Genomic DNA, 23,536 nt, shown 5'->3' with positions numbered 1-23,536 from the left:
TGCGAGACTGGGGCGATGGCTACCCAACTCGTGATCGTTGACGGCGACTGGATCGAACTGCCAATCGGCCATGTGGGCTGGGACACGCTTGAGGTTGCGACGCGCGCCTCCGCGATCGTTCATGACGTTCTGAGCGGTGGAGCCGGATACGAACTTGAAATCGTCTACGACGCAAGCCTCGGCCGATTCGTCGCTGAGGCTGTCAAGATCGAACGAGCTGGAGAAGGCACCGAGGTCACGTCTCGCCTGATCCGCGAGGTCACCGTGCAAGAGATCATCGCCGAGGTTGCGCTAAGCGAGATGACAGTGCTCCGGGACTACGACGAAGAAGGCGTCGTCCGTGAAAGGTCCGGTTCTGACGCCCTTGGTGAGATAGCCCCTGCAGCGGGTCGAGAGCCCCGAAGCGTGCGTTATGACGCGCGCCTCATCAACACGCTAGCCAAGCTCGGGAATTGGCCACCGCTCGTCACAATCGCGAATCGCCTATCGGTAAGCCACAGCACCGCGAAGCGACTCATCGCGAAGGACCGTGAGGCCTTCCCAGAGTTCACGCCGACAGAACCTTCAGCGCCAGGGCGCGCGCCGAGTCAGGATTGGTTGGGGCGCGCCGCGACGGCGGCGAACATCGACGAGCTTCGTCGGGTGTACCAAGACGCGCTAGATGCGCGCGAGCTCAATATCGAGATCGACGGCACAAGCCTCAAGGATCGCCTACTCCAGATCCGCGATGCGTTCGAAGCCTCAAGGGCCAGCGATGGGTAGCGTCCACCCGTACGAGACGAAGGCCGGGAAGAAGCTCTACCGGATCATCTACCGGCGCCCGGACCACTCCCAGACCTCGGAACGCGGCTTCACGCGCCGTAGGGACGCCGAACTACGCCTCGCCGAGGTGGAGGTATCCAAGGGCCGCGGTGAATACGTCGACCCTGCAGATGCCCGCGCCACGCTCGGCACACTCGGCACGGACTGGCTCAAGTCACGCGGCGCAGACCTCAAACCATCGACGTACCGCACGACCGAATCCACCTGGCGCGTGCATGTCGAACCGAAGTGGGGGAGCAGGGCCATCGGCGGCATCCGGCACTCCGAGGTACAAACCTGGATCGCGGGGCTCGCCAAGACCCGTAGCGCGACGACCGTCCGTCGCGCGCACGAGATCCTCGCAGGCATCCTCGACGTCGCTGTCCGAGACCGTCGCGTTGCGCGGAACGTCGCCCGGGGTGTGAAGCTTCCGCGGAAGGCTGGGAAAGCGCGCGCCTACCTCACGCACGAGCAGGTCGCCTCGCTCGCGACGGGAGCGAAATACCCGGCCCTGGTCGTCTTCCTGGCCTACACGGGCCTCAGATGGGGTGAGGCGACCGGGCTCCGGGTGAAGCACATCGACACGGCCAGACGGCGCGTGAGCGTCGAAGAGAACGCCGTAGAGGTCGGGAGCATTATCGAGATCGGCACGCCGAAGACGCACGAGCGCCGTCAAGTCCGCTACCCAGCGTTCCTGGCCGACACCGTCGAACTGCTCGCCGCGGGGAAGAGCGCCGATGCGCTGTTGTTCGGCGACGGCATCATGCACGTCCGCCGGCCGAAGGCGACGACGGGATGGTTCAACGGGGCAGTGACCGCCGCGCAGGCCAGGGCGCAGAAGGCGATTGAGGATGCGAAGGAGCGCGGTGAGGATGAGCCTCCGACGTTCCCGCGCGTCACGCCGCACGATCTCCGGCATACGGCCGCGTCGCTCGCGATCAGCGCTGGGGCGAACGTCAAGGCGGTGCAACGGATGCTCGGCCATGCGTCGGCCGCGATGACGCTCGACACGTACGCCGACCTGTTCGACGACGATCTCGACGCTGTCGCCGACGCGCTCGACAAGGCTGCAGCGTCCTCGACTGTTGCCAGCGTGTTGCCACAGAAACCTTCCAATGAGGAAGAGGAGGGGGTCGATCCCAGTGTTTCCTAGGGGGTTCGGGGGACACGTCGCGGTGGGCCCCGTGGGGCTCGAACCCACGACCCGCGGATTAAAAGTCCGATGCTCTGCCAACTGAGCTAGAGGCCCGTCCCTCTAGTGTAGAGGGCGACGCTGAGCGCTCCGACCGCGATGGGGACGCGGGGCAGGCGTAGCCTGGGGCCGATGCCCGCCGACTTCCACCGCCCCGTCCGCCGCTCGTCCTTCGACAACCTGCCCGGCAGAGACGACCCCGCCGAGCAGGCGCGGGTCGCTCATGCGACCGCGTCGGCGCTCCTCGCGCGCGTGCGGGCCGACGACAGCGGGGTGAGCGCGGAGCGGCTGATCTCGTTCACCGACGAGCACGGGATCGACGAGATCGCGGAGCTGTGGGCGGACGCACCGGCGCGCTCTCTTCCCGGCGCCCTGTGGCGGCTCTACCTGCTGCAGTCGTCGATCCATGGCGACCCGGCGCTGGCCGCGCTCCTGCACGAGCGCGGCCGGATCGCGCTCCCCACCGCCGACGCGATGGTCGCGGGGGCGCCGGTCCCGGCGAGTCCCGACGAGATGGTCGCGCTCATCGACACGATCCTGCGGGGCGTGTTCCGCGGCGACTTCGCGATCGCCCTCGACCGGGCGGCGGCGTTCTGCCGGGTGCAGGCGTCTGGTGCGACCCATCTGGCCGACGACTACGAGCGCACCGAGGCCGACCGGGCGAGCGACCTCACCGCCCGGGCTCTGCGCCTCAGCACATACGCGGACGACCTCACCGCCTGCGCGGCATCGTGGAGGCGCGGGACGCTCACCTGAGCGGCCGCGAGGGCTGACCGATGCGCGGTGTGATCCGGTGCACGAGCCGTTTCGGTGGCGCGGGCCTGAGCGGAAGTAGGGGTCGATCGACGCGTGGATCTGGCCGATGTCGAGGCCTGAGCGGAAGCGCCGGTGCGGCGGAGCGCCCGGCCGAGGAGGCGCATCCACGCGCGTCTGACCGACGCTCGAGCGCCCTTCGGCAGGGCGGCCCATGTTCGTCGTGGGCAAAGAAAAGACCGGGCCGCAAGAACGCCTCTCGGCGGAAGGCCGCTCGCAGCGGCAAAAGTTGGAGCCCGGGGTTATGCGGCCCGGCCGCTCAAGTGTAACGCGTCGTGCGCCGAGGTATTCCCGGTCATCGCGGATCTGTGGATGAACGACGCCCGCACCGGGGACGAACCGGGCGCCCGGCGGCGAGCGCCCAGGGGGTCGGAGTCCGGCGACGACGGCGCACCCGCGGAAGGAGCGAACTCAGAGCAGCAGGCTCATGCCCGTCTGTCCTGGTGCGACGTCGCGGAAGCCGCGCGACTCGTACAGCCGCCGGCCGGGAGGATCGGCGGTCAGGGTGACGTAGGCGCCGGCGGGCGCGTTCTCGCGGATCTCATCGAGCAGGGCGTCGAGGACCCGCGCGCCGAGACCTCGACCCTGATGCGCGGGGAGCGTCGCCATATCGGCGACGAAGAAGTACCAGCCGCCGTCGCCGACGACCCGCCCCATCGCGACCGTCTCGCCCCGGGCGTCGCGCACATGACGGAATCGCCACGTGCCGGCGATGGCCGCCGCGCCCTGCTCCTCGGTCTTGGGGCTCAGGCCGCTGTCGCAGCGCAGGCGCAGATAGTCGGCGAGAGCAGGAGGGCCGGCCACGAGCGTGTACCCGTCGGCGGAGGCCAGCGAGTCGGGCGACGACGAGCCGGACGACGGATCGGGCGACAGGGGAGAGGACGGCATGGCACCAGTCTGTCGCCCGGCACCGACACCGCCCTCTCGGCTCTCCTCTAGGCTCTGAGCATGGACCGCCGCTTCGCCCTGATGATCGCCCCGCTCGACGCCGCGGACGACCGTATCGCCTACGACGACACCTTCCGGGTCGTCGACCCCTCAGCCCCCGCGCTCAGCGTGGGCGAGCTCAGCACGCAGCGGGGCGACGGCGTCTTCGAGTCGATCGGGGTCGTCGACGGGCACGCGCAGGAGGTCGAGCCGCATCTCCAGCGCCTCGCGCACTCGGCGTCCCTGTGCGATCTCCCCGCGCCCCACCTCGGGCAGTGGCGGGCCGCCGTGGCCCGTGCCGCCGCGGAGGCCCCCTCAGGTGAGGCGGTCATCAAGCTCATCCTCAGCCGCGGGGTGGATCACGGTCCCGCCCCGACCGCCTGGGTCACCGCCGCGCCGGCCGGGGACTTCACCGCGGCCCGGTCGCATGGCGTCCGCGTGGTGACCCTCGACCGCGGGTACGACAGCGGCGCAGCCGAGCGTGCGCCGTGGCTCCTCCTCGGCGCCAAGACCCTCTCTTACGCGGTGAACATGGCCGCACTCCGCGAGGCCCGCCGTCGCGGCGCCGACGACGCGATCTTCCTCACCAGCGACGGCGTGGTGCTCGAGGCGCCGACCGCCTCCCTCATCCTCCGTCTGGACGGCCGGTACGTGACGCCCGCGCCCACCGGCGGCATCCTGCACGGCACCACCCAGCTCAGCGTCTTCGAGCACCTGGAGGCGCGGGGCCTCCCGACCTCCTACGCCCGCGTGCCCGCCGCCGATCTGGCCGCGGCGGAGGCCGCGTGGCTCGTGTCCAGTGTGCGCCTGGCCGCGCCGATCACGGCGATCGACGGCACGCCCCTCGCGATCGACCGGGCCATGACTGACGAGCTGAACGCCTACCTCCTCTCGCCGCGGTAGCGGTTCGTCCACTTCTCCGCCCGCCTTTCCTTCCGCTCGCCACTCTTCGCCCGCCGTGCGTCCCTGTTCCCGTCGCGATTTCTGTTGTCAACTCCGGCGGAAGGCGACAGAAATCGCGACGGGAACGGAAGACACACCGCCGGGCGTCACGGGCGGACTGCGGCGTCATGGGCGGACCGGTGCGGCGGGCACGGCGGGCGGACCGGACCGGGCGGCGCGGGGGCGGGAACGACGGAGGGCCCCGGAACGGATCCCGGGCCCTCTCGTGGCGGGTCAGCCGAAGCGGCCGGAGACGTAGTCCTCGGTGGCCTGCACGGACGGCGTCGTGAAGATCGTCGCGGTGTCGTCGTACTCGATGAGCTTGCCGGGCTTGCCGGTGCCGGCGATGTTGAAGAAGGCGGTGCGGTCGGAGACGCGGGACGCCTGCTGCATGTTGTGCGTGACGATCACGATCGTGTAGTCGGTCTTGAGCTCGCCGATCAGCTCCTCGATCGCGTAGGTCGAGATCGGATCGAGGGCGGAGCAGGGCTCGTCCATCAGCAGCACGTCGGGCGAGACGGCGATCGCCCGCGCGATGCACAGACGCTGCTGCTGGCCGCCGGAGAGGCCGGAGCCCGGCTTGTCGAGCCGGTCCTTGACCTCGTTCCACAGGTTGGCGCCCTGGAGCGACTTCTCCACCAGCGCATCGGCGTCGGACTTGGAGATGCGCTTGTTGTTCAGGCGGACGCCGGCCAGCACGTTCTCGCGGATCGACATCGTGGGGAACGGGTTGGGGCGCTGGAACACCATCCCCACCTGACGGCGCACGGACACCGGGTCCACGCCCGCGCCGTAGAGGTCCTCGCCGTCGAGCAGGACCTCGCCCTCGACGCGTGCGCCGGGGATGACCTCGTGCATGCGGTTGAGGGTGCGCAGGAACGTTGACTTGCCGCAGCCGGACGGCCCGATGAAGGCCGTCACGCTTCGCGGCTCGATGTCGAGGGAAACGCCCTCGACCGCGAGGAAGTCGCTGTAGTAGACATTGAGGTTGTTGACTTCGATGCTCTTGGACACGGGGTTCCTTGCTTCTCGGGTCGAAGGGTCAGCGGCCGGTCTTGGGCGCGAAGACCTTCGCGACGAGACGGGCGATCAGGTTGAGGACCATCACGATGATGATCAGGGTGAGGGCCGCGGTCCAGGCGCGGTCGACGTATGCCTCCGCGGGGATGCCCTGATAGGCGTACTGCGAGTAGACGAAGACCGGGAGGGTCTGCATGCGGCCGTTGAACAGGTCGTAGTTCATCGCGTCGGTGAACCCGGCGGTGATCAGCAGCGGGGCCGTCTCTCCGATCACACGCGAGATCGCGAGCATGACGCCCGTCGTGATGCCGGCGATCGAGGTCGGGAGGACGACCTTGAGGATCGTCAGCCACTTCGGCACGCCGAGCGCGTATGACGCCTCGCGCAGCTCGTTGGGGACGAGCCGCAGCATCTCCTCGCTGGACCGGACGACGACGGGGATCATCAGCACCGAGAGCGCGACGGCGCCCATGATGCCCATCCGGATGCCGGGGCCGAAGATCAGCGCGAAGAGGGCGTAGGCGAAGAGCCCGGCGACGATCGACGGGATGCCGGTCATCACATCCACGAGGAACGTGATGGCTCGGGCCATCTTGCCGTTGCGACCGTACTCCACGAGGTAGACGGCGGTCATGAGGCCGATCGGCACCGAGATCACCGTGGCGGCGAGGGTGATCTCCAGCGTGCCCATGATGGCGTGCAGCGCCCCGCCGCCCTCGCCGACCGTCCCGCGCATCGACGAGGCGAAGAAGGTGCCGTCGAGGCGGGCGACGCCGTTGGCGATCACGGTCCAGGCGACGGACACGAGCGGCACGATCGCGATCGCGAAGGCGCAGGTGACGACGCCGGTGATGAGGCGGTCCTTCGCCTTGCGCGCGTCCTCGACGATCCGCGAGATGACGTAGATGAGGACGAGGTAGAGCAGAGCACCGAGGATCAGGGCGCCGGCGACGTTGAACGCGCTGCCGGAGCTGAGGGCGGCGATGCCGAACGGAGCGGCGACGATCGCGAGGGAGGCGCCGAGCAGCGCCCAGGGGGTCCAGCGGGGCAGACGCCCCGAGCTGAGGGAGGCGGACGTGCGGGCGAGGGAGCCGCGCGTGGGGTCGGGGGCGATCGCGGTCATGTCAGTTGGCTCCCGAGAATTCCTTGCGACGGTTCACGACCCAGCGCGCCAGCGCGTTGACCGCGAAGGTGACGATGAACAGGATCAGACCCGTGGCGATGAGGATATTGATGTTGACCTTGTATGCCTCGGGGAAGGTCAGCGCGATGTTCGCGGCGATCGTCGACGGGTTGGTCGAGGTGAAGAGCTGGAACGTCACCGCGCCGCTCACCGAGAGGACCATGGCGACGGCCATCGTCTCGCCCAGCGCGCGCCCCAGGCCCAGCATCGAGGCGGAGACGATCCCCGAACGGCCGAACGGGAGGACGGCCATCCGCACCATCTCCCAGCGGGTCGCGCCGAGCGCGAGGGCGGCCTCCTCGTGCAGGCGCGGCGTCTGGAGGAAGATCTCACGGCAGATCGCGGTGATGATCGGCAGGACCATGACGGCGAGCACCATGGCGGCGGTGAAGATCGTGCGCCCGGTCTTGGAGGCCTCGCCGGCGAACAGCGGGAACCAGCCCGCGTTCTCGGTGAGCCAGCCGTAGATCGGCTGGACCGCCGGCGCGAGCACCAGGATGCCCCAGAGGCCGAAGACGACGGAGGGGACCGCGGCGAGCAGGTCGACGATGTAGCCGAGCGTCTGCGCGAGGCGGCGTGGCGCGTAGTGCGTGATGAAGAGCGCGACGCCGATCGACAGCGGCACCGCGATCACCAGGGCGAGCAGCGCTGCCCAGGCGGTGCCGAACAGGAGCGGCCAGACGTAGGACCAGAAATTGCCGCCCTTGAGCAGCGAGGCGGTCTCGGGAGAAGCGGTGAAGGCCGGGAGCGACTGCACGATCAGGAAGATCGCGACGGCCGCGAGCGTGATCATGATCATCGAACCGGCGGCGACGGCGGTTCCGGAGAACCAGATGTCGCCGGCGCGGCGCGTGGCGGCGGTCCGCTTCGGGGGCTGCGCCGTCGTGGCTGTCATGGGAGCTGCTTCCTGTTCGGGGTGCACGGTTGCGCGGGTGGGGAAGAGACACGAGACGGGCAGACGGGCGCGGGGGGGCCGCGGGGAGCCCCCGGGCGGCCGGGGGTGACGTGGTGAGGTGGGCGGTGTGCGTCACACCCCCCGTCGCCCCCTCGGCCGGGGCGCCGCGCCCGGCCCCCCCCCCCCCCCGTCCGGTGATCACTTGATCAGGTCGATCGCGGCCTGGGCCTGCGCGCGCAGGTCGTCCGAGATCGGGGCGCTGCCCGCGTTGGCCGCCGCGGCCTTCTGGCCCTCGACGCTGATCGCGGTGCTGAAGAAGGCCTTCGTGAGGTCGGCGACCTTCTGGTCCTCGTACTGCGTGCAGCCGATGAGGTAGCTGACCAGGAGCACCGGGTAGGCGTCCTTCGACGTGGTGGTGCGGTCGATCTTGTAGGCGAGGTCGCTCGTGGAGCGGCCGTCCTCGATCTTCGACACGTCCAGGGTGGCGGCGGCGCCCTCGGCCGAGTGGCCCACCCACGCGTCGCCGACCTTGACCTTGACCGAGGAGAAGCCCTTGGCCTGCGAGGAGTCGATGTAGCCGATGAGGCCCTGGCCGCCCTTGACGGCGTTCGCCACGCCTGAGGTCTTCTCCGCGGCCTCGCCGCCGAGACCGGCCGGCCACTCCTCGACCGAGCCGAAGGTCCACACGTCGCCGGCGGTCTTGCCGAGGTAGTCGGTGAAGTTGCCGGTGGTGCCCGACTTGTCCGAGCGGTGCACGGGCGAGATGGTGGTGTCGGGGAGCTTCGCGTCGGGGTTCGCGGCGGCGATGGCCGGGTCGTTCCAGGTGGTGATCTTGCCGGCGAAGATGCCCGCGAGCGTCTTCGGGTCGAGGTTCAGCGAGTCGACGCCGTCGAGCTTGAAGACGATGGCGATCGGAGAGATGTATGCCGGGATCTCCACGAGGTCGGAGCCCGCGGCGCACGCGGCGAAGGTGCCGGAGGAGATCTCGTCGGTCTTGAAGGCGCGGTCCGAGCCGGCGAAGTTCACGCCGCCCTGCTGGAACGACTCGCGGCCGGCACCCGAGCCCTGCGGGTCGTACTGGACCTGTGCGTCGGGGTTGTTCTTCTGGAACTCCGCCGTCCAGGACTGGATCGCGACCTGCTGCGACGATGCGCCGGCGCCGACGATGCTGCCGGAGAGGCCCGAGGCGCCGGAGGTGGCGGGGGCGGAGGTCTCTCCGCCGGTGCTGCCCTCGTTCGCGGCACAGCCGGCGAGGGTGAGGGCGGCGATGGCGCCGATGGCGCCGAAGCGAGCGATTCGGGAGATCTTCACTGTGGGGATCCGTTCGATCGTGGATGATTGAGGCCCGGTGCAGGGCACACAGTGACGCTAGAAGCAACGGTTAACGAGACTCTCCCGTGCGGGTAAACAGGAGGTGAACGGATCGGGGCGCGCTGGGGCGGATCCCTTTAGATCCGCGGGTCGTGGGTCTCGATCGAGATGATCCCGGAGCCCGGGTTCGTGGCCGAGAGATGGACCACGCTGAAGGCGGCGACGTCGAGCGCGGAGGCGCTGCCGAGGTAGGAGCCGTGCAGCGTTCCCGTGGCCAGGGCGATCTCGCGAAGGATCTCGGGGAGCACGGGACCATGGCTGCACAGCACCGCGGGCTTGCCAACGCGGATCCGCTTGCCCACGATCGACCGCGGGTCGGCGCGGCCCTCCTCCCAGGCGTCCTGGCTGAGGAGCGGCGTCTCGACCGGCGTGCGGCCGATCGTGCGGGCGAGCGGCACGACGGTCTGGAGGCAGCGCACGGCATCGCTCGTCACGATCCGGCGCACGCCGAAGGCGCGGAGCGGGCCGACGATCGACTCCGCCTGCGCCAGCCCCCGCTGGGTCAGCGGGCGTCCGGCATCGGAGCCGTCCCATCCGCTGCGAGCGGCGGCCTTCGCATGCCGCAGGACGATCAGGGGGAAGGTGCGGGTCACGCCATCCGCGAGCAGGCGCTCGAAGGCGTCGACGATCTCCACGTCGATCGGATAGCTGAGCCGTGAGCGCGCCTTCTTCACGCTCGCCCACTCGATCGCGGCGATCTCCCGGTTGGGCACGAACGCGGAGGCCCGGATGGCCGACGGCGTGGCCTCGGCCGCCCAGTAGTGCACGATCTTCTGCTTGCGGTTGGCCATGCGATACCGGGAGACGCCGACGGGGACGCCGAGGCGCACGCGGATCCCGGTCTCCTCGCGGATCTCGCGTACGGCGGTCTCGGCCAGGGTCTCGCCCGGATCGACCTTGCCCTTGGGCAGCGTGACGTCGCGGTACTTCGTGCGGTGGATGAGGAGGACGCGGATCTTCCCGTCCACGACGCGCCAGACGAGCCCGCCGGCGGCGTAGACGGCGTGGTTCTCGCCGCGTGCTGAGCTCATCGCACCGTCCGCGGGCGACGCCGCCTCTGAATCTGGGTCATGGTCTTATCCTGCAGGTCCACGAGCGCCGTCCCGCTCTCGTCCACGGAGTGGCGCGTCCAGACCCCGCCCTCGCCGAGGTGCCAGGACGAGGTCGTCGGCGCCATCGCGAGGTCGAAGAAGGCCAGCAGCTCCTGGAGATGAGTGGGATCGGTCACTCGAACGAGCGCCTCGACCCGTCGGTCGAGGTTGCGATGCATCATATCGGCGCTGCCGATGAACACCTGCGGGTCGCCGTCGCCATGGAACGCGAAGATGCGGGAGTGCTCCAGGTAGCGCCCGAGGATGCTCCGCACCGTGATGTTGTCGCTGACCCCGGGGAGGTCGGTGCGCAGGCTGCAGATGCCGCGCACCCACACGTCCACCGTCACCCCGGCCTCGCTCGCGCGGTACAGGGCGTCGATGATCTGCTCGTCGACCATCGAGTTGACCTTGATGCGGATGTGCGCGGGCTTGCCCTCCAGCGCGTTCTGCCGCTCTTTCTCGATCTGGCGGAGCAGACCTTTCCGCAGGTGCAGCGGTGCGACCAGCAGACGCTTGAACTTCTTCTCGATCGCGTAGCCCGAGAGCTCGTTGAACAGGCGCGTGAGGTCTTTGCCGACCTGCGCGTCGGCGGTGAAGAGGCCGAAGTCCTCGTAGATGCGACTGGTCTTCGGGTTGTAGTTGCCGGTGCCGACGTGGGAGTAGTGGCGGAGGGTCCCCTCCTCCTGGCGGATCACGAGAGCGAGTTTGCAGTGGGTCTTGAGCCCGACGAGACCGTAGACGACGTGGACGCCGGCCTTCTCGAGCTTGCGGGCCCAGACGATGTTGTTCGCCTCGTCGAAGCGCGCCTTGACCTCCACCAGGGCGAGCACCTGCTTGCCCGCCTCGGCGGCGTCGATCAGCGCCTGCACGATCGGGCTGTCGCCGGAGGTGCGGTACAGGGTCTGCTTGATCGCGAGCACGTGCGGGTCGCGTGCGGCCTGCTCCAGGAACGCCTGCACGCTCGTCGCGAACGACTCGTAGGGGTGGTGCACGAGCACGTCGGACTTGCGGATGGCTTTGAAGATGTCGGCGCGTTCGTTGTTGTCGCCCGGCTGGAAGGCCACGGCCGTGGTGGGCAGGTGCGGCTTGTAGTGCAGGTCGGGCCGGTCGATCCGGGACAGGTCGAAGAGGCCGCGGAGGTCGAGAGGGCCGGGGAGCCGGTAGACCTCCTGGTCCGTGATGTCGAGCTCCTTCAGGAGCAGGTCGAGGGTGACGTCGTCCATGTCGTCGGTGATCTCCAGGCGGATCGGTGGGCCGAACCGTCGCCGGAGCAGCTCCGCCTCCAGCGCCTGGATGAGGTTCTCCGACTCGTCCTCCTCGATCTCGACGTCTTCGTTGCGCGTGAGACGGAAGGCGTGGTGATCGAGCACCTCCATGCCGGGGAACAGGTCGCCCAGGTGGTTGGCGATCAGCTCCTCGAGCCTGATGTAGCGCAGGGCTCCCTCGGCGCGCGTGACCTCGACGAATCGCGGCAGCATCGGCGGCACCTTGAGCCGCGCGAACTCCTGACGCCCCGTCCTGGCGTTGCGGATGCGGATCGCCAGGTTGAGCGACAGGCCGGAGATGTAGGGGAACGGGTGCGCCGGGTCGACGGCGAGCGGCATCAGCACGGGGAAGACGTTGGTCTGGAAGTAGTCGGTGAGGCCTTCCCGCTCCTCCTCGCCCAGCTCCGACCAGTCGACGACTTCGATCCCGGCCTCGGCGAGCGCCGGGCGCACGGCCTCCGTCCAGGCCGCGGCGTGGCGCAGCTGCAGCGCATGCGCGTCGGCCGAGATGTCGGCGAGCACGTCGGCGGGGGAGCGTCCCACGTTGGTGGGCACCGCGAGGCCGGTGACGATCCTGCGCTTGAGTCCCGCCACGCGCACCATGAAGAACTCGTCCAGGTTGCTGGCGAAGATCGCCAGGAAGTTGGAGCGCTCGAGCACCGGCAGCGTCTCGTCCTCGGCGAGCTCCAGCACACGCTGGTTGAAGGCCAGCCAGCTCAGCTCGCGGTCGAGGTAACGGTTCTCGGGCAGGAGCGAGTCGTCGGCGCCCGGGACGGCGTCGAAGTCGTCGTCCTCGGCATCGCCGAGACCGGAGTCGGCCAGTGACGGATCCATCATGGGGTACATCTAAGCATCGCCCGGTGACGCGGGAGTGAACGAGCGTCGCACGGTTGCGCAGGGGATCCGGACGCGGTCGAGGAGGGGTCGGGCTCCGGGACGTCCCGTTCGATCGCTCGCGGGGTCCCCTTCGCCCCGAGGCGTTCGAACGGGACGTCCCTTGCGCCCTTCGTCGTTCGCCAGCCGGCCGTCTCGTCGCTGGGGCGGGTCCGGACGGGTCAGGGCGAGTCGGAGCGTGCCGGACGCTCTGCCTCGTCGACGTTGAACCGGTAGCCGACGTTGCGGACGGTGCCGATGATCTGCTCCTGCTCGCCGAGCTTCGCCCGCAGCCGGCGCACGTGCACGTCGACCGTGCGCGTGCCTCCGAAGTAGTCGTAGCCCCACACCTCGCTCAGCAGCTGCTCGCGGGTGAACACGCGCGACGGATGGGTCGCGAGGAAGTGGAGCAGCTGGAACTCCTTGTAGGTGAGGTCCAGCGGGCGGCCGTGGAGCCGGGCGGAGTAGGACTGATCGTCGATGGAGAGGCCGGAGGAGGCGATGCGGGCCGGCTCGTCCGCGGCCGATCCGCGCGCGACGGCGATCCTGATCCGCGCGTCGATCTCGGCCGGCCCCGCAGTCGGGAGCATGACGTCGTCGATCCGCCAGTCGCCGTTGACCGCGCTGAGGCCGCCCTCCGTGACGACGAGCACGAGAGGGCATCGCAGTCCGGTGGCGCGGATGAGGGAGCAGAGCGACCTCGCGCCGATGAGGTCGCTGCGGCCGTCAACGATCACGGCGTCGGCATCCGGGGCGGCGACGAGCTCCGCGGGCTCTGCGGCGATCGTCCGGACCCGGTGGCTCAGCAGCTCCAAGGCGGGCAGGACGGGCTCCGAGGGCGGAGCGGAGGACAGCACCAGCAGCAGGGCCACGCGGGATCCTTTCGTGCGCACCATGATACCGAGCGCGATGGGTCACAATGGATGCATGTCCGAACCGGCCCTCGCACCGCGCAGCCCCTTCGTGGGCCTCATCGCGACGTGGGCCACCGCCTTCGTGATCGCCGTCGGGCTCGGGATCTTCGCCCCCGCCGGCCAGACGATGACGTGGTTCCTCATCGGGTTCGGGGTCTGCGTGCTCGTGTCCTTCGCGGTGCAGCTGGCCCGTGCCGAGGTGCGCGGATTCATCCTGCGCGTCGCCGCCGGCGCTCTCGGCGCGCTCGTGGTCATGGGCGTGGTGTCGATCGGCTTCAGCATCGGTGCGCTGTTCGTCCTCTGAGGCGCCGGTTCGCGCCCAGCGCGCACCGTATCGTGACGACGCGATAAGGTGTTCCCATGGACCTCGTCGCGCTCGAACTCTTCTTCGTCGGCCTTCTGGGCCTGGCGGGCCTGGCGATCGCCTTCTGCGCGGGCGTCGTGCTCGTGAACCTCTTCCGCGGCCAGCGCTGAGCGCCGCCGGACCGTCAGGCGCCGCATGCTCGATCTCCCCACCGACCTGCCCGCGGACATCGGTCCGCTCTCGTGGCTGCTCGGGGTCTGGGAGGGGACGGGCGTCATCGACTATGAGGCGGACGGGCACCACTACCGGGGCGAGTTCTCTCATCGGGTGAGCTTCAGCCATGACGGAGGCCCGTTCCTCAACTACGCCGCCACCGCCGCGCTGCTGCCTGCGGACGCCGCTCCCGTCCCGCTCGTCGCCGAGACCGGGTTCTGGCGTCTTGCTCGACCGGCCGGTGCCGCCGACGCCGGCCCTGGTCTCCTCCCACCCGCGGAGTCGGCCGTCCCGCGCACGGCCGAGGACGTCGAGGAGCTCCGTGTCCCGGGCACCGGCTTCCCGATCGAGATCTCACTCGCGCACTCCGACGGCACCATGGAGCTCTACCTCGGCCGCGTCGACGGCCCGCGCATCGACATCGCGACCGACGCGGTCGTACGCACCGCCGGCGCGAAGCCCTACGCGGCGGCGAGCCGGATGTACGGACTGGTCGACGGACACCTGCTGTGGGCCTGGGACATCGCCGCGCTCGGATCGGAGCTTCGATCGCACGCGTCAGCGCGCCTGGCCAGGGTCTGACCGCGGTGGACGCCTTCTCCGCCCTTCCCGGCGCCGTGACCGATGAGGGGGTCGTCGCGCACTTCGGCGATCCGATCCGTGAGCAGCGAGGGCTCGAGGCAGGAGATGCCTTGGCGCCGCTGGGCGACCGTGCGGTAATCGAGGTGTCCGGCGCCGACCGGCTCGGCTGGCTGGACTCGATCACGTCGCAGGCCGTCGCCCGGCTCGGGGTGAGCACGAGCACCGAGCTGCTCGTGCTCGACCCCCAGGGTCACGTGGAGCACGCGGCGGCGGTGGTCGACGACGGCGCTTCGACCTGGCTGATCGCCGACCGCGGCGATGCGCCGGGGCTGGCGGGCTGGCTGCAGCGGATGGTCTTCCGCGCCGACGTCGTGGTCTCCCCGCGCGACGATCTCGCGGTGCTCGGCTTCTTCGCCGGCGGCGCGGCGGAGCGGAGTGCGGAGGTCGTCGCGATCGCCCCGAACGGCAGTGCGGTGGTCTGGACGGATCCATGGCCGCAGGTGCAGCCGGGTGGGCACCAGTACCATCTCGGCGACGGGCACCCCGGCGCCCGCTACCACTGGCGCACCGCGATCATCGACGCGGCGGGGGCGGCCTCGCTCCTCGGGGTTACGGCGCCGGAGGGAGACGAGACGACCTGGGCCGGGGCCCTCGCCGCGGAGGCGCTGCGGATCGCGGCGTGGCGTCCGCGCTGGGCGACCGAGGTCGACGACCGGTCGATCCCGCACGAGACCGACTGGATCCGCAGCGCGGTGCATCTGGACAAGGGGTGCTATCGCGGACAGGAGACCGTCGCGAAGGTCCACTTCCTGGGACACCCGCCCCGGCGGCTCGCCGCGTTGCATCTGGACGGCAGCGACAACGTCCTCCCCGCACCAGGAGACGCCGTCGTCACCGATGGCGCCGAGGTGGGTCGCATCACCTCATCCGCCCGCCATCACGAGCTCGGCCCGATCGCCCTCGCCCTCCTCTCCCGGCGCGCGCCGGCGGGCGACGTGATCGTGCGCACGGGCGACGCCGAGGTCGCCGCCGCGCAGGAGGTCATCGTCCCCGCCGACGCCGGAGCGACCGCCGACGTCCCCCGCCTCACCCGTCTGTCCCGGCGGCCCACGGCCCCGGATCCGCGGGACATGGACCCGCGCGACCGGTGACGCATGGCGCCTGATCCGCGGCGCCCGATCCGCACCCTGCTGATCGACAACGACGACTCCTTCACTTACAACCTGTTCCATCAGCTCGCACAGGCGAACGGGCTCCCTCCGGTCGTGGTACGCAACGACGCCGCGGACGTGCTCTCGCGTCTCGACGAGTTCGACAGCATCGTGATCTCGCCCGGCCCCGGCGACCCGCGTCGGGAGGGCGACTTCGGGATCTGCGACGCGGTGATCCGCACCGCATCGGTGCCGCTGCTCGGCGTCTGTCTCGGTCACCAGGGTCTGGCGGCGGTCTGGGGGGGCGAGGTGGTCCGGGCGCCTGAGCCGCGTCACGGACGGGTCTCCGCGATCGTCCACGACGGATCCGGTCTCTTCCGAGGGATCCCGTCCCCGGTCGAGGTGGTGCGTTACCACTCGCTCATGGTCGACGACCTCCCGCCGGTGCTGGAGGTGACCGCCGTCGCGGCGGACGGGGTGGTCATGGCTGTACGCCATCGAGAGCGGCCGCAGTGGGGCGTGCAGTTCCATCCGGAGTCGATCGCCTCGGCGCACGGTCAGCGCATGATCGAGAACTTCGCCGCGCTCACCCGCGCCGCGCGTCCGGCTGGAGCCTATGACGAGACGGCGGGCGTCGTGCCCGTGCCGTCCCGCCCGGCCGTGGGCGAAGCGGCGACCTCCAGGGCGTCTGGACGGGTGCTCCATCGTGAGCTCCCCTTCGAGGGGGACGACGCGGCCGTCTTCGCCGCGCTGTGGGGGGACGCCGAGCAGGCCGTCTGGTTGGACGGCAATCGGCCGGGCGATCCCAGGGCGCGATACTCGATCATGGGCGGGGCCACGGCGGACGACGCCAGGACCGCGACCGCCGACGTCCTCGCCGGGACGGTCTCCCTCCGTGCCGGAGGGGCCACCACGACGCAGCGCTCCGGCTTCTTCGACTGGCTTGACGATGAGCTCGCCACCCGCCGCCTTCCTCCTTCCGGGCGCTCCGTCCCCCTCGGGCTCGGCTGGGTCGGATGGCTCGGCTACGAGCTTCGCGCCGAGTGCGGCTCGCCACACACGCGGCGCTCCGACGCCCCGGACGCGGCGATGCTCTTCCTCGACCGCTCGCTCGTGATCGACCATGAGGAGCGGCGCATCCACCTGCAGATCCTGGTCGCCGACGACGCGGGCGCGGCGGGGGAGGACGAGGCCTCCGCGTGGCTCGACCGGACCGGGGTGCGGATCGTGGCGCTCCCGGCGCGGGCGCAGGGCGGCCCGGTCGCAGAGGAGCAGGGCTCGGGAGCCTCTGCGGCGCCCGAGCGGGGGGAGCGGGTGCTCACGGTCCGGCATTCGCGGGAGGAGTATCTCGCGCGCATCGTCGCCTGCCAGGAGCTGATCTCCGCGGGGGAGACGTACGAGGCCTGTCTGACGAACATGATCACCGCCGAGGGGGGACTCGGGGCCGATCCCTTCGCGGTCTACCTCCTCCTCCGCGCCCGCAACCCTGCTCCGTTCGGGGCCTTCCTGCGGATGGGCGACGTCAGCGTGCTGAGCACGTCGCCGGAGCGTTTCCTGCGGATCACGTCCGGCGGCGAGGCCGAGTCGAGTCCGATCAAGGGCACACGGCCGCGGGGATCCGACCAGGATGAGGACGCGGCGATCCGATCCGAGCTCGCCACGGCGGAGAAGGACCGCGCGGAGAACCTGATGATCGTCGACCTCGTCCGGCACGACCTCGGACGGACCGCCGAGATCGGGTCGGTGCACGTCGACCGCCTCTTCGACGTCGAGAGCTACGCGACCGTGCACCAGTTGGTCAGCACGGTCCGATCGCGGCTGCGCCCGGATGCGACCGCGGTGGACGCCGTGCGCGCGGCCTTCCCGCCCGGGTCGATGACCGGCGCGCCGAAGCTGCGGACCATGGCGATCCTCGACGAGCTGGAGGGTGGCGCGCGCGGGGTCTACAGCGGCGCCATCGGCTGCTTCGCGCTGGACGGGTCCGTCGACCTCAGCGTCGTCATCCGTACGGCAGTCGTCATGCCGGACCGTGCCGAGTACGGCGTGGGGGGCGCTGTCATCGCCCTCTCCGACCCTGCGGAGGAATATCAAGAGACGCGCGTGAAGGCCGCTCCGCTGCTCCGGCTGCTCGACGCGCCCTTCCCGGGAGGGGCGTCGCAGGACCCTCCCGTCTGAGGAGCTTGCGGGCGGGAGCGGCGGTTCCCGGCTCCTCCGGGTGCTGGGTCAGGACGGCGCCACGGCCGACCAGGGCACGGTGACCTCGCCCAGCCGCCACCGTGTCCGTCCTCCTCGCACCGGCCATCCCCGCTCCCGCAGCGCGGCGACGGCGGCGAGGAATCGCTGGGTGGGGCCGAAGGCGGTGAGCGCCGCTGCGCGCTCCCATTCGTGGTCGAGGTCCGAGAGCAAGGCGTGGACCGGCTCCCCCGGCACGTTGTGGTGGATGAGGGCCTTCGGCAGCCGCTCGGCGACGATCGACGGGCGATCCAGACCCGCCAGGCGCAGCGACAGGGTGAACCTCAGCGGCACGCCAGAGCGGTCGACGTCGATCCAGGCCGCGATCCGCCCGACCTCGTCGCAGGTCCCCTCGACGACGAGTCCGCCGGGGGCGAGACGTGCCGCCATCGTGCGCCAGGCGTCGGGGACGTCCGCCTCCTCGTACTGCCGGAGCACGTTCATCGCACGGATGACCGCAGGACGCCGGCCCTCCGGGAGCGGCACCTCGAAGCCGCCGCGAGCGAAGGACACCGGAAGGTCGCGGGGGAAGGGGCGCTCGCCGGCGCGCACCTCGTCCCGCTGCCGGAGGGCGGTCGCCACACGCTCCGGATCCAGCTCCAGGCCGAGAACCTCCGCGTCGGGACGGACGCGGAGCAGGCGCGCGGCGAGCTCGAACGTCGTCACGCCGCTGCCGCCGAACCCGAGATCCACGACGAGCGGGTCGTCGGCGCGGCGGAACGCGGCGCTCGCGGCGATCCAGCGGTCGTTGCGGCGCAGGCGGTTGGTCCCGGTCGTGCCCCGCGTGGGGTGGCCGAGAGGTGCGGACGCCATCCCTCCATCCTGCCGCACCCTGCCGCATACGACCCCCGGCTCAGGGACGCGCTCCGCCGCCGCCCGGCCCGCTCTGGCCGGGGGATCCGCCGCCGGTGGGCGCCGTGCGGGTGTCCACTCGGACCGTCAGCGTGGCGTGGTAGCCGTTCGCGGCGTCGCCGGTGATCGTGGCCACCTGGAGGGCGCCGCCGTCATCGCCGAACACGTTGTCGGTCGCGAGCGAGGTGCGGGCCAGGTTCTGCGCGGACCCGGCGTAGGCCGGCGACGCGTAGACCGCCGAACACGCCTCCTCTGCGAGCGCGAGCTGCGAGGTGGAGATCGCGTTCGCGGGGTCGGTGATGGCCGCCGCGTCGGGATAGACCTCGAAGTGGATGTGCGGCCAGCGTCCCGAGTAGCAGCCGGGGAACACCGAGGTGAAGCGCACGCTCCCCGTGGCGTCGGCGACCTGCACGCCGCGGAGATAGGTGACGTTCTCGAGCCCGCTGGAGTACATCGAGTACTCTCCCTGGGCGTTGCAGTGCCAGGCGTAGACGGCCACGCCCGCAAAGGGCGCATCGCCGTTCGCCATGTCGAGGATCGTCAGCTCGAAGGTCAGCGGCACGCCTTCGGCGGTCGCGCCGCCGTCGATGCTGGAGCGGATGTCGCCGCGCACGATGCCGGTCTGCTCCAGCACGTCGGGGCCGTTGGATCCGTCGCCAGGGTAGGGGCCGGCGGTCTCGTCCGGGATCTCCCCGGCGGGCGGTATGGGCGTCCCGGTCGCGGCGGGGGAGGGCGAGGACGACGACGCTGTGGCCGTCGGCGTCGAGGCCGCGGAAGAACCGTCCGGGGCGCACGCGGCGAGCGCGACGCTCCCCGCACCGAGCCCGACGAGGCCGAGCACGCCGCGCCTGGTCAGGATCGTCCGGATGTCGAAACGCGCGCCCTGGTCCACCACCTCCTCTTCCGGACGGTCCAGGAGGCGCCCCTCGTAGCTGGGGCCGTCGGGGGTGGGCACGGGGTCAGGAACACGGGTCATGATGTCTCCTCGTCTCGGTCGGTGCGACCACGATGACGGAGGATCCCCGCGCGGAGCTATGCGTCTGCTATGCAAGGGCTATGCGAGCAAGGGTGCGGGTCGATGGCCGGAGTTCGGGGCGGCACGGGGAGGTCCTAGGCTGAGGACATGCCAGAACCGCGTACCCTGATCCTCCTCCGCCACGGGCAGAGCGAGTGGAACCAGCTCAACCTCTTCACCGGATGGGTCGACGTCCGGCTCACCGACCAGGGCAAGGGCGAGGCCCGTCGCGGCGGCGAGCTCTTGGCCGAGTCCGGCATCCTCCCCGATGTCCTGCACACCTCGCTGCTCAGCCGTGCGATCCAGACCGCGGACATCGCGCTGGACGCGGCCGACCGCCTCTGGATCCCGGTGACTCGCTCCTGGCGCCTCAACGAGCGCCACTACGGCGCGCTGCAGGGCAAGGACAAGGCGCAGACGCTGGAGGAGTTCGGGCCAGAGCAGTTCCAGCTGTGGCGCCGCTCCTTCGACGTCCCGCCGCCGCCGCTCGCGGACGACAGCGAGTTCAGCCAGGTGGGCGACCCGCGATACGCCGGCATCGACGGCGAGGTGCCTCGCACCGAGTCGCTCAAGCTCGTGATCGACCGCCTGTTGCCCTACTGGGAGAGCGCGATCGTGCCCGATCTGGAGGCCGGAAAGACCGTGCTGGTCACTGCGCACGGCAACTCGCTCCGCGGCCTCGTCAAGCATCTCGAAGGGATCGGCGACGACGCCATCGCGGAGCTCAACATCCCGACCGGCATCCCCCTCGTATACGAGCTCGACGAGCAGAACCGCCCCCTCGGCGCCGGGCGCTATCTGGACCCGGAGGCCGCCGCCGCAGGTGCCGCCGCCGTCGCCGCCCAGGGGAAGAAGTAACAAGGGACGAGGCCGGAGACGACGGAGGGGGCGGATGCGCATCGCATCCGCCCCCTCCGTCTCGTCCGGATCGTCGGTTCAGCTCTCGTCGAGCTGCTGGGCGTCGATCGCGAGGTCGATCGTCTCGGTGTCCGCGTGCCAGTCGCCGGTCGCGAGGTAGACGACCTTCTTGGCGACGGCGACCGCATGGTCGGCGAAGCGCTCGTGGTAGCGGCTGGCCAGCGTCGCGTCGACCGTCGCCGTCGCTTCGCCCTTCCAGTTGTCGCTGAGCACCTTCTCGAACACGCTCGCGTGCAGCTCGTCGATGTCGTCGTCGGTGTTGCGGATCGTGTCTGCGAGGCGCAGGTCCTCGGAGCGGAGCAGCTCGGTGAGCGTCCGGGCGATCTCGACGTCCAGCTCGCCCATCTTCGTGAAGGTGCTCTTGAGGCCCTTCGGGATCGCGCGCTCGGGGAACCGGTAGCGGGCGAGCTGGGCGATGTGCTCGGCCATGTCGCCCATGCGCTCGAGCGACGCGCTCACGCGCAGGGCGGTGACCACGATCCGGAGGTCTCGGGCGACGGGCTGCTGGCGGGCCAGGATCTCGATCGCGAGCTCGTCGAGGGCGATCGCGCGCTCGTCGATGTGCGCATCGTCGGCGATGACCTCCTCGGCCAGGCTCACGTCGCTGGTCGCGAACGCGCGGGTCGCCTTGTCGATCGCGACCGTGACGAGCTCGGCGATCTCGACGAGCCGCGACTGCACGTCCTCGAGGGACTGGTGGAAGACTTCGCGCATGACAGCGAACCTTTCTCGTTCGGAGGGGTCGAGGCGGACGAGGGAGCGGGCCGGGAACCGCTCCGGCACACATGCGGCGATTCTCTTCGGCGAAGGTTAACGGACGGTGCCGTGCACGTGAATAGTAGTCCGATTCCTCACGGAACCAGGCCTCCCGCACCGGATGGCGCGGTGAACGGGCTCTACTCTTGAGGGCATGGACCCGACGCTTCTCGCGCTGCTCGCCCTGGCGCTGGGAGCGGCCATCGGTGCGGGCGTCGCCGCGATCATCGTGGCCGCGCTCCGTGCGAGGAGGGCCGCGCAGGTGCTGACCTCGACCGAGCTGCCGGAGGGTCTGACCACCGTCCTTGCCGGAATGGACGATGCGGCGTGCGCCGTCGACTCCTCGGGGCTGGTCACTGCGGCCTCGATCCCCGCCGCGCGCTTCGGCATCGCGGTCGGATCGACCCTGGACAACCCGGAGCTGAGGCAGCTCGTGCGCTCCGTGCGCGACGGAGGATCCGAGACAGCGACGCTCCGCCTCACCCGCGGCGGACTGAGCGTGGACCCTCGCCTGGTTTCCGCGCGGGCGAGCATGATCGGCCCCCGGCTGCGGCTGCTCATCATCCGCGACGTCACCGAGCAGGAACGCCTCGATCAGATGCGCAACGACTTCGTGGCCAACACCAGCCACGAACTGAAGACACCGGTCGGCGCGGTCAGCCTTCTCGCCGAGGCCATCGAGTCTGCCGCCGACGATCCCGAGCAGGTCCGCGCGTTCGCCGCTCGGATCTCGGCGGAGGCGGCGCGACTGGGACAGCTCACCGGCCGCATCATGAGCCTGTCGCGGCTGCAGTCCTCCGACGGCCTGGGTGAGATGGGGGCGGTCGCGATCGACGAGGTGGTGGCCGCATCGGTCGAGGCGCACGCCGTGCAGGCGGACTCGGCCGGTGTCGAGCTGTCCCGCGGCGGCGACCGCGGCGCGTGGGTGCGTGGCGACGCGCAGATCCTCATCGAGGCGGTCGGGAACCTCATCGCGAACGCGGTCGTGTACTCGCCTCGCGGCTCCCGCGTGGGGGTGGGGGTCAAGGCCGAAGGGGGCGTCGTCGAGATCTCGGTCACCGACCAGGGGATCGGGATCGAGGAGGCCGACCGAGAGCGCATCTTCGAGCGGTTCTACCGGGCGGACGAGGCGCGTTCCCGGCGGACAGGGGGGACCGGGCTCGGCCTGTCGATCGTCAAGCACGCCACGCAGCGTCACGGCGGCGAGGTGCGACTGTGGTCGCGTCCCGGCCGGGGCTCGACCTTCACGATGCGGCTTCCACAGATCCCGATGCCGGACGCCGAGCCGATCGACGCGAAGAAAAAGAAGAAGAAGGACAAGAAGAAGCGCGCCGCCCGCCGGTCCTCCCGGCATGCCGAGGCGCGCGCCACCATCGCGACCCCGGATCCCGCGCCGGGTCGCGCCGACACGGAAGAGCCCGTATGACCCGCATCCTTCTCGTCGAGGACGAGCCCGACCTCGCCGACCCGCTCGCGTACCTGCTCCGGCGCGAGGGGTATGAGGTGGAGATCGCCGAGGACGGCCCGTCGGCCCTCGCCGCCTTCCGGGAGGGCGGTGCCGATGTCGTCCTCCTCGACCTCATGCTCCCCGGGATGCCGGGCACCGAGGTCTGCCGTCAGATCCGCGCGACCTCGACCGTCCCGATCATCATGCTCACGGCGAAGGACTCCGAGGTGGACATCGTGGTGGGGCTGGAGCTCGGCGCCGACGACTACGTCACCAAGCCCTATTCGTCGCGGGAGCTCCTGGCACGCATGCGCGCGGTCCTGCGTCGTGTGCAGCAGGCGGAGAGCGAGCTCGACGAGCGTGTGCTGGAGGGCGGACGCGTGACGCTCGACATCGACCGCCACACCGTCTCGGTCGACGGGACGGTGATCAACATGCCGCTCAAGGAGTTCGAGCTGCTCGAGGTGCTCATGCGCAACGCCGGGCGCGTGCTCACCCGTGGCCAGCTGATCGATCGCGTATGGGGGAGCGACTACTTCGGCGACACGAAGACGCTCGACGTGCACATCAAGCGGATCCGCTCACGAATCGAGGTCAGCCCCGGCGAGCCGGTGATGCTCGTGACCGTCCGCGGCCTCGGCTACCGTTTCGAGGCCTGACCCGTCGCTCCGGCGCGCCCCGCTCATTCTCGTCGCGAGATCTGTCGCTGTTTCCGGATGAAAGCGACAGATCTCGCGCGGGGGACGGGGGCCAGGGGCGTGTGCGGGCCCGAATAG

Annotated in this window: 22 protein-coding genes and 1 tRNA gene; 11 read left to right on the top strand and 12 right to left on the bottom strand. The window is 70.4% G+C overall.

What is annotated here, in order from left to right; all coding sequences use genetic code 11:
• Positions 1-15 precede the first annotated feature (15 nt).
• Positions 16-762, top strand: a complete 747-nt coding sequence (locus ACP15J_RS05585) for a hypothetical protein (protein ID WP_424937351.1) — start codon at positions 16-18, stop codon at positions 760-762.
• Positions 755-1,954 carry a tyrosine-type recombinase/integrase gene (locus tag ACP15J_RS05580; protein WP_424980891.1) on the top strand — a complete coding sequence of 400 codons (1,200 nt, stop codon included), beginning with the start codon at positions 755-757 and terminating at the stop codon, positions 1,952-1,954. Before ACP15J_RS05585 ends, ACP15J_RS05580 begins: the two co-directional genes overlap by 8 nt.
• A gap of 23 nt (positions 1,955-1,977) precedes the next feature.
• Here ACP15J_RS05580 and ACP15J_RS05575 read toward each other — a convergent pair.
• Positions 1,978-2,050: transfer RNA gene (locus tag ACP15J_RS05575), tRNA-Lys, on the bottom strand.
• A 75-nt stretch (positions 2,051-2,125) separates the two neighbouring features.
• Between ACP15J_RS05575 and ACP15J_RS05570 the strand changes: the two genes are divergently transcribed.
• Positions 2,126-2,749: a hypothetical protein gene (locus ACP15J_RS05570; protein ID WP_424937353.1), complete on the top strand. Its 624-nt coding sequence runs from the start codon at positions 2,126-2,128 to the stop codon at positions 2,747-2,749.
• A 468-nt stretch (positions 2,750-3,217) separates the two neighbouring features.
• Here the strand turns inward: ACP15J_RS05570 and ACP15J_RS05565 are convergent, their stop codons facing one another.
• Complete coding sequence (locus ACP15J_RS05565; protein ID WP_424937354.1) at positions 3,218-3,694, bottom strand: GNAT family N-acetyltransferase; 477 nt, start codon at positions 3,692-3,694, stop codon at positions 3,218-3,220.
• Positions 3,695-3,754: 60 nt separating this feature from the next.
• Between ACP15J_RS05565 and ACP15J_RS05560 the strand changes: the two genes are divergently transcribed.
• Complete coding sequence (locus ACP15J_RS05560) at positions 3,755-4,636, top strand: aminodeoxychorismate lyase (RefSeq protein ID WP_424937355.1); 882 nt, start codon at positions 3,755-3,757, stop codon at positions 4,634-4,636.
• A 273-nt stretch (positions 4,637-4,909) separates the two neighbouring features.
• On the opposite strand, the gene pstB is transcribed toward ACP15J_RS05560, so the two are convergent.
• The 7 genes from pstB to ACP15J_RS05525 all read right to left on the bottom strand — a co-directional run bounded on the left by pstB (position 4,910) and on the right by ACP15J_RS05525 (position 13,248).
• Positions 4,910-5,689, bottom strand: a complete 780-nt coding sequence (gene pstB / locus ACP15J_RS05555) for a phosphate ABC transporter ATP-binding protein PstB (protein ID WP_424937356.1) — start codon at positions 5,687-5,689, stop codon at positions 4,910-4,912.
• Positions 5,690-5,717: 28 nt separating this feature from the next.
• Positions 5,718-6,818: a phosphate ABC transporter permease PstA gene (gene pstA / locus ACP15J_RS05550; protein WP_424937357.1), complete on the bottom strand. Its 1,101-nt coding sequence runs from the start codon at positions 6,816-6,818 to the stop codon at positions 5,718-5,720.
• A 1-nt stretch (position 6,819) separates the two neighbouring features.
• The gene (pstC, locus tag ACP15J_RS05545; RefSeq protein WP_424937358.1) at positions 6,820-7,773 is read right to left on the bottom strand and encodes a phosphate ABC transporter permease subunit PstC; all 954 of its coding nucleotides are present in this window, start codon (positions 7,771-7,773) and stop codon (positions 6,820-6,822) included.
• 198 nt (positions 7,774-7,971) lie between these two features.
• Positions 7,972-9,084, bottom strand: coding sequence for a phosphate ABC transporter substrate-binding protein PstS (pstS, locus tag ACP15J_RS05540; RefSeq protein WP_424937359.1), 1,113 nt, complete (start codon positions 9,082-9,084; stop codon positions 7,972-7,974).
• A 137-nt stretch (positions 9,085-9,221) separates the two neighbouring features.
• Positions 9,222-10,175, bottom strand: coding sequence for an NUDIX hydrolase (locus ACP15J_RS05535; protein WP_424937360.1), 954 nt, complete (start codon positions 10,173-10,175; stop codon positions 9,222-9,224).
• The gene (locus ACP15J_RS05530; RefSeq protein ID WP_424937361.1) at positions 10,172-12,340 is read right to left on the bottom strand and encodes an RNA degradosome polyphosphate kinase; all 2,169 of its coding nucleotides are present in this window, start codon (positions 12,338-12,340) and stop codon (positions 10,172-10,174) included. The genes ACP15J_RS05535 and ACP15J_RS05530 overlap by 4 nt, the downstream gene beginning before the upstream one ends.
• Before the next feature lie 218 nt (positions 12,341-12,558).
• On the bottom strand, positions 12,559-13,248 hold the full coding sequence (locus ACP15J_RS05525; RefSeq protein WP_424937362.1) for a winged helix-turn-helix transcriptional regulator: 690 nt from the start codon (positions 13,246-13,248) through the stop codon (positions 12,559-12,561).
• 55 nt (positions 13,249-13,303) lie between these two features.
• Here ACP15J_RS05525 and ACP15J_RS05520 point away from each other — a divergent pair, with 55 nt between their 5' ends.
• From ACP15J_RS05520 to pabB, 4 genes are all read left to right on the top strand, one after another.
• Positions 13,304-13,594 carry a hypothetical protein gene (locus ACP15J_RS05520; RefSeq protein WP_424937363.1) on the top strand — a complete coding sequence of 97 codons (291 nt, stop codon included), beginning with the start codon at positions 13,304-13,306 and terminating at the stop codon, positions 13,592-13,594.
• Between the two features lie 195 nt (positions 13,595-13,789).
• Positions 13,790-14,389 carry an FABP family protein gene (locus tag ACP15J_RS05515; protein ID WP_424937364.1) on the top strand — a complete coding sequence of 200 codons (600 nt, stop codon included), beginning with the start codon at positions 13,790-13,792 and terminating at the stop codon, positions 14,387-14,389.
• A 5-nt stretch (positions 14,390-14,394) separates the two neighbouring features.
• On the top strand, positions 14,395-15,540 hold the full coding sequence (locus ACP15J_RS05510) for a YgfZ/GcvT domain-containing protein (protein WP_424937365.1): 1,146 nt from the start codon (positions 14,395-14,397) through the stop codon (positions 15,538-15,540).
• Positions 15,541-15,543: 3 nt separating this feature from the next.
• Positions 15,544-17,715 (top strand): aminodeoxychorismate synthase component I, encoded by a 2,172-nt coding sequence (gene pabB / locus ACP15J_RS05505; RefSeq protein WP_424937366.1) that lies wholly within the window; start codon positions 15,544-15,546, stop codon positions 17,713-17,715.
• A gap of 48 nt (positions 17,716-17,763) precedes the next feature.
• On the opposite strand, the gene ACP15J_RS05500 is transcribed toward pabB, so the two are convergent.
• Together ACP15J_RS05500 and ACP15J_RS05495 are read right to left on the bottom strand one after the other, a co-directional pair.
• The gene (locus tag ACP15J_RS05500; protein WP_424937367.1) at positions 17,764-18,585 is read right to left on the bottom strand and encodes a class I SAM-dependent methyltransferase; all 822 of its coding nucleotides are present in this window, start codon (positions 18,583-18,585) and stop codon (positions 17,764-17,766) included.
• 40 nt (positions 18,586-18,625) lie between these two features.
• A complete protein-coding gene (locus ACP15J_RS05495; RefSeq protein WP_424937368.1) occupies positions 18,626-19,600 on the bottom strand; it encodes an intradiol ring-cleavage dioxygenase in 975 nt (324 codons plus the stop codon).
• 147 nt (positions 19,601-19,747) lie between these two features.
• On the opposite strand from ACP15J_RS05495, the gene ACP15J_RS05490 reads away from it, so the two are divergent.
• Positions 19,748-20,497, top strand: a complete 750-nt coding sequence (locus ACP15J_RS05490; RefSeq protein ID WP_424937369.1) for a phosphoglyceromutase — start codon at positions 19,748-19,750, stop codon at positions 20,495-20,497.
• Between the two features lie 78 nt (positions 20,498-20,575).
• On the opposite strand, the gene phoU is transcribed toward ACP15J_RS05490, so the two are convergent.
• Positions 20,576-21,271, bottom strand: coding sequence for a phosphate signaling complex protein PhoU (gene phoU / locus ACP15J_RS05485; protein ID WP_424937370.1), 696 nt, complete (start codon positions 21,269-21,271; stop codon positions 20,576-20,578).
• Positions 21,272-21,467: 196 nt separating this feature from the next.
• Between phoU and ACP15J_RS05480 the strand changes: the two genes are divergently transcribed.
• Positions 21,468-22,739: a sensor histidine kinase gene (locus tag ACP15J_RS05480; protein ID WP_424937371.1), complete on the top strand. Its 1,272-nt coding sequence runs from the start codon at positions 21,468-21,470 to the stop codon at positions 22,737-22,739.
• A complete protein-coding gene (locus ACP15J_RS05475) occupies positions 22,736-23,419 on the top strand; it encodes a response regulator (RefSeq protein ID WP_424937372.1) in 684 nt (227 codons plus the stop codon). Before ACP15J_RS05480 ends, ACP15J_RS05475 begins: the two co-directional genes overlap by 4 nt.
• The last annotated feature ends 117 nt before the right edge of the window (positions 23,420-23,536 follow it).

It is taken from the genome of Microbacterium sp. S308A+ (assembly GCF_049800815.1).
In the GTDB taxonomy this organism is placed as follows: Bacteria; Actinomycetota; Actinomycetes; order Actinomycetales; family Microbacteriaceae; genus Microbacterium.
The sequence above is the reverse complement of the archived record's forward strand: the minus strand, read 5'-3'. Positions and strand labels throughout refer to the sequence as shown.

Bases quoted from the DNA above. Each gene is read 5' to 3' on its own strand.
- ACP15J_RS05585 (WP_424937351.1), top strand. From the start codon at position 16: ATGGCTACCCAACTCGTGATCGTTGACGGCGACTGGATCGAACTGCCA.
- ACP15J_RS05580 (WP_424980891.1), top strand. From the start codon at position 755: ATGGGTAGCGTCCACCCGTACGAGACGAAGGCCGGGAAGAAGCTCTAC.
- ACP15J_RS05570 (WP_424937353.1), top strand. From the start codon at position 2,126: ATGCCCGCCGACTTCCACCGCCCCGTCCGCCGCTCGTCCTTCGACAAC.
- ACP15J_RS05565 (WP_424937354.1), bottom strand. From the start codon at position 3,694: ATGCCGTCCTCTCCCCTGTCGCCCGATCCGTCGTCCGGCTCGTCGTCG.
- ACP15J_RS05560 (WP_424937355.1), top strand. From the start codon at position 3,755: ATGGACCGCCGCTTCGCCCTGATGATCGCCCCGCTCGACGCCGCGGAC.
- pstA (WP_424937357.1), bottom strand. From the start codon at position 6,818: ATGACCGCGATCGCCCCCGACCCCACGCGCGGCTCCCTCGCCCGCACG.
- pstC (WP_424937358.1), bottom strand. From the start codon at position 7,773: ATGACAGCCACGACGGCGCAGCCCCCGAAGCGGACCGCCGCCACGCGC.
- ACP15J_RS05535 (WP_424937360.1), bottom strand. From the start codon at position 10,175: ATGAGCTCAGCACGCGGCGAGAACCACGCCGTCTACGCCGCCGGCGGG.
- ACP15J_RS05530 (WP_424937361.1), bottom strand. From the start codon at position 12,340: ATGATGGATCCGTCACTGGCCGACTCCGGTCTCGGCGATGCCGAGGAC.
- ACP15J_RS05520 (WP_424937363.1), top strand. From the start codon at position 13,304: ATGTCCGAACCGGCCCTCGCACCGCGCAGCCCCTTCGTGGGCCTCATC.
- ACP15J_RS05515 (WP_424937364.1), top strand. From the start codon at position 13,790: ATGCTCGATCTCCCCACCGACCTGCCCGCGGACATCGGTCCGCTCTCG.
- pabB (WP_424937366.1), top strand. From the start codon at position 15,544: ATGGCGCCTGATCCGCGGCGCCCGATCCGCACCCTGCTGATCGACAAC.
- ACP15J_RS05500 (WP_424937367.1), bottom strand. From the start codon at position 18,585: ATGGCGTCCGCACCTCTCGGCCACCCCACGCGGGGCACGACCGGGACC.
- ACP15J_RS05495 (WP_424937368.1), bottom strand. From the start codon at position 19,600: ATGACCCGTGTTCCTGACCCCGTGCCCACCCCCGACGGCCCCAGCTAC.
- ACP15J_RS05490 (WP_424937369.1), top strand. From the start codon at position 19,748: ATGCCAGAACCGCGTACCCTGATCCTCCTCCGCCACGGGCAGAGCGAG.
- phoU (WP_424937370.1), bottom strand. From the start codon at position 21,271: ATGCGCGAAGTCTTCCACCAGTCCCTCGAGGACGTGCAGTCGCGGCTC.
- ACP15J_RS05480 (WP_424937371.1), top strand. From the start codon at position 21,468: ATGGACCCGACGCTTCTCGCGCTGCTCGCCCTGGCGCTGGGAGCGGCC.
- ACP15J_RS05475 (WP_424937372.1), top strand. From the start codon at position 22,736: ATGACCCGCATCCTTCTCGTCGAGGACGAGCCCGACCTCGCCGACCCG.